Source organism: Halorientalis sp., assembly GCF_028275115.1.
Classification (GTDB): domain Archaea; phylum Halobacteriota; class Halobacteria; order Halobacteriales; family Haloarculaceae; genus Halorientalis.
The window spans coordinates 1-3,891 of the sequence record NZ_JAQCNH010000016.1; the positions used below are offsets into that span (position 1 = coordinate 1).

Sequence of the window (3,891 nt, forward strand, 5' to 3'; positions counted from 1 at the left end):
ATGCACAGAAGATTCATCAAGAGCGCCAAATCCTATAGGAGCAGCTTGCTACCGCTGTCCAATCGACTGGGGGTGGCTAAAGTGAAGACGAATGGTTCACGACGTTCCGAGGAGTTGCACCGGTCCTACCGTCAGCGAAAGTGTGGTTCGGTACCCTGCCGCGGTTGGTCCAACAGTAACTTATTTGTGACATTGAACTGATATTCCATGCATGGACGAAATTAGCGTTGAGCGAGACGTGTCCGTCGAGATGCGTGATGATGTCGAACTCGCGACAGACATTTATCGGCCCAGAGGCGCAGAATCCTGCCCCACCATCGTCCATCGTAACCCCTACGACAAATCAAATGCCGGGTCCGTCGCTGGACTCATCGTCAATCCGCTGGATGCGGTGCAGGAAGGGTTCGCGGTGGTGGTCCAAGACACGAGGGGGCGGTTCAAGTCTGAAGGCGAGTGGGACCCATTCGTACACGAAGCAGAGGACGGTTACGACACGGTCGAGTGGGCAGCAGAGCAGCCTTGGAGTAACGGCCGTGTCGGGGTGTACGGTGCCTCGTATCACGGCGTAACAGTGCTGCAGGCAATGGTCGCTGACCCACCATCACTCGAGGCTGTCTTCGCCTATCTCACTGGCGCCAATTACCACCGCGGATGGACGTACACCGGCGGTGCGTTCGAACTCGGTTTTAATCAGTGGTGGAACCTCTACAACGCGATGGATAACGTCACACGACTAGACGTCTCTGAGGAGGAGCGGACACAGTTGGTTGAGGAGTTGCTCGATTTCACAGAGGACCCAGAGGACATTGCCGAACAACTGCCAGTAAGATCGAACGACCTCTTCGAACATCCCGCAGCGGAGTGCGCTCAGGAGTGGTTCGAGCATCCGCAGTACGATTCTTACTGGGAGGACATCGACGTCACGGCACAGCTCGACGGCGTGGATATACCACTGCTCAACGCTTCGGGATGGTATGACGTCTTCCTACCGGGTCACCTCGACCTCTACGAGGCGGTCAGCGAAAAGTCAGGGCCCAGAGCCAGCGAAGAACAGCGTCTTGTCGTCGGTCCCTGGGACCACGAGGCGTACGTGACAGTAACGCCAGACCGCGGTGGCGAGCGGAAGTTCGGCTACCGAGCGGCCGGCGGCACGGCGATGATGAGCGACCTCTCGCTGGAGTGGTTCGACTACTGGCTCGGGGACGGTGACCAGCTGGACATCCCATCGGTGCAGTACTACCAGATGGGTGACAACGAGTGGCGTACCGCAGAGTCCTGGCCGCCTGAACACGAACCGACTCCGTATTACCTCCACAGCGGTGGCAATGCTAACTCCAGATCTGGTGACGGTTACCTGAGTCCGTCCGAACCCGACTCCGAATCCGTCGACAGTTACGAGTACGACCCTGCCAATCCGGTGCCGACGACCGGCGGCCGGAGTCTCCATCCGAACATCGACGACCCGGGCATCACGGACCGGTCGGAGGTCGAAACCCGTGATGACGTGCTGGTCTATACTTCGGAGCAATTGATTGAACCCTGTGAGATCGCTGGGCCGGTGGACGCCACACTCTATGTCGCGACGTCAGCACCCGATACCGACTTCGTGGCGACGCTCGTTGACGTCGAACCGGACGGTTACTGCGTGCCTGTGACCGAGGGAATCCGGCGTGCACGCTACCGGGATGGGTTCGAAGAGGAGTCTTTCCTGAAACCCGGCGAGCGGTACGAGATTCCCATCAACATGGAAGCCGTCGCACACACCTTTGATACGGGACACAGAATCCGGCTTGAGGTGACGAGCAGTAATTTCCCGAAGTTCGACCGCAACCTCAACATCGCTGCGCCGGTTGGCGAGGGTACCCTCAAGGATGCACAGGTCGCCACACAGAACATCTTCCACACGGCAGAGGCGCCGTCATACGTCAGCTTGCCAGTTCGGTAACTCGGCGATGTCCCTCGCTCACCGGAACGGCTTAGTATTACGAGCGGCCACGCCGACTGTCGTATTCGGTTGCGTTCGAGTGCTCCAGGAGAGTAATACCGGAGTCGAGCTCTGGGAGATGTGGCGAGTCGCCGGTTGTCGGTGGTTCGGTGTGTTCGAGCAATAGACAGAGCGTGTGTCGACAGGGGATCAAGCAGGCGGGACGTGCTTCCGGGTTTCCGGGTACCGAGTGCGGTAGCAGACCACGGGCGCACGGCAGCCAACCGACGATGTCGGCGGCCATCACGGAACGGTCAGTAGCTGCCAAACGCCCACGCGAGGATGATGATGAGAATCACGATTCCGACGAAGTTCACGAGCGGCTGGATAAACTCGAAGAATCCATCGATTTGTCGGCCGACGAGCCAGGGCACGTAGGCGAGAAGACTCGCCGGTGCTTCGACATCTCGAATATCGATAGCTATCTCGTTGTCGTCAACTGTGATTTCTTCGCCGAGGGGATTTACTGCCGACGGACGTGAGTCGGCCGTCCGCGTCCAGAACCGGCACCGCCGTCCGGCCTACCTGAACGTCATCCAGAGCATATAGAGCCCAATCGACCCGAGGACGATGCCGGCGAGTATCCCGAGCACTGCCTGCTTCGTACTGGATTTGTCGACGAGAAACGACCGCGCCGGGTCCTCGGGATGGTAGTACGCCTCGACCCGGTCACCGGCCGAGTGGTCGTCCACAATCGACTGATTCGCCGAGCGGTCGCTCGTCCCCCCGAGGCGGCCGGGGTAGACGCTGTCGCTCGTGTACGTCTCGCCATCGACGGTGTACTCGTACTCGATGTCGGGGAAGTACGTCGTCGTGCGAGCGCCCGAGTCCGTCTCCGTCTGTGACCGCAGTTCGGAGTGTAACACCTCTGCCTGCACAGGTTCGAACTCGCTGCGCTGGAGCGACCGCTGCAGCTTCCGGGCCGAGAGATACAGGCCAATGACGCCAATCAACACGAACGGTGCCGTGATGATAGTACTCGGCGGGAGGTCGGCCAGTACGTACGCGAGGCCGGCACCCACGACGACGACAATAGCCACCAGCCCTTCCCGCAAGCCGACTCTGAGTTCGCCGCTCATGCGCCACAGATAGGTTGGGTTCTCCCTCAATGTTTCCCCACTCAGTCAGCATATTCCCGGTACTGTAGTCAGGATTTCCGGCCCGAGATTTTGATCAGCGGCTTTCCTACATCTCCATATGACCGACAGTTCACTCCTGCCAGCGGCCTTCGCGGGCGTGTTCGCCCTCATCGGGCTTGCCATCCTCGCGCAGGGCCTGCGCACGACGGGGGTGCTGATACCGATGATTCGGACGGAGACGAGCGACATCGCCTCCCTCTCGTCGGGCCTCGTCGAAATCGAGGGACAGGCACGCGACCGGGACAACCTCCTCACAGCACCGCTGACGGGCACGGGCTGTGTCGCCTGCGGGACAGTCCCGCTGTGATACCCGCAAAATTTGGGACGAGAGTGGTATTTATATTATTGTCAAGCCACCGGAATGCATGGAATCGACGCCTCGACGGCGGTTTCTCGGACTGGTCGGGACGACAGGCGCAATCGCACTCGCCGGCTGTTCTGACGGTAGTAGCGGAGATGGCGGCGACAGCGGTAGTGACGACAGCAGCAGCGATGGCGACGGAAGCAGTGAAGACGACGGCAGCATGGACGGTGGCGAAGGGGACGACATGGCTACCGACGACGGGATGGAAAGCGACGAGGGCGAGACAGACGATGGTGAGACAGAGTCGACAGAGGAAAACGGAGATACGGACAGTAGTGACAGCGACTCGGAGGGCGGTTCCAGCGGAGAACTGTCGAATACAGTCACGAACGAAATCGACCAGATTGAAGTTGTCGAGCACGGCCCGACCGACGAGTACGAGTTTGACCGGGTCGATGGGTTCA

At 59.8% G+C, this 3,891-nt stretch carries 3 protein-coding genes and 1 pseudogene; 3 read left to right on the forward strand and 1 reads right to left on the reverse strand.

All coding sequences use genetic code 11. The features are described from left to right. The first annotated feature begins 211 nt into the window (after nucleotides 1–211). Nucleotides 212–1,945, forward strand: coding sequence for a CocE/NonD family hydrolase (locus Q0964_RS01780; protein ID WP_299262819.1), 1,734 nt, complete (start codon nucleotides 212–214; stop codon nucleotides 1,943–1,945). 560 nt (nucleotides 1,946–2,505) lie between these two features. Here the strand turns inward: Q0964_RS01780 and Q0964_RS01785 are convergent. Continuing rightward, nucleotides 2,506–3,063, reverse strand: coding sequence for a DUF3592 domain-containing protein (locus Q0964_RS01785; protein WP_299262821.1), 558 nt, complete (start codon nucleotides 3,061–3,063; stop codon nucleotides 2,506–2,508). 118 nt (nucleotides 3,064–3,181) lie between these two features. Between Q0964_RS01785 and Q0964_RS01790 the strand changes: the two genes are divergently transcribed. Both Q0964_RS01790 and Q0964_RS01795 read left to right on the forward strand, forming a co-directional pair. Further along, entirely contained in the window at nucleotides 3,182–3,430 is a 249-nt protein-coding gene (locus Q0964_RS01790) for a hypothetical protein (protein WP_299262823.1), read from the forward strand. Between the two features lie 58 nt (nucleotides 3,431–3,488). Next, nucleotides 3,489–3,891: pseudogene (locus Q0964_RS01795) on the forward strand (hypothetical protein); the annotation flags it as partial.

Excerpts from the sequence above, each read along its gene's own strand:
- Q0964_RS01790 (WP_299262823.1), top strand. The coding sequence starts at position 3,182 with ATGACCGACAGTTCACTCCTGCCAGCGGCCTTCGCGGGCGTGTTCGCC.
- Q0964_RS01780 (WP_299262819.1), top strand. The coding sequence starts at position 212 with ATGGACGAAATTAGCGTTGAGCGAGACGTGTCCGTCGAGATGCGTGAT.
- Q0964_RS01785 (WP_299262821.1), bottom strand. The coding sequence starts at position 3,063 with ATGAGCGGCGAACTCAGAGTCGGCTTGCGGGAAGGGCTGGTGGCTATT.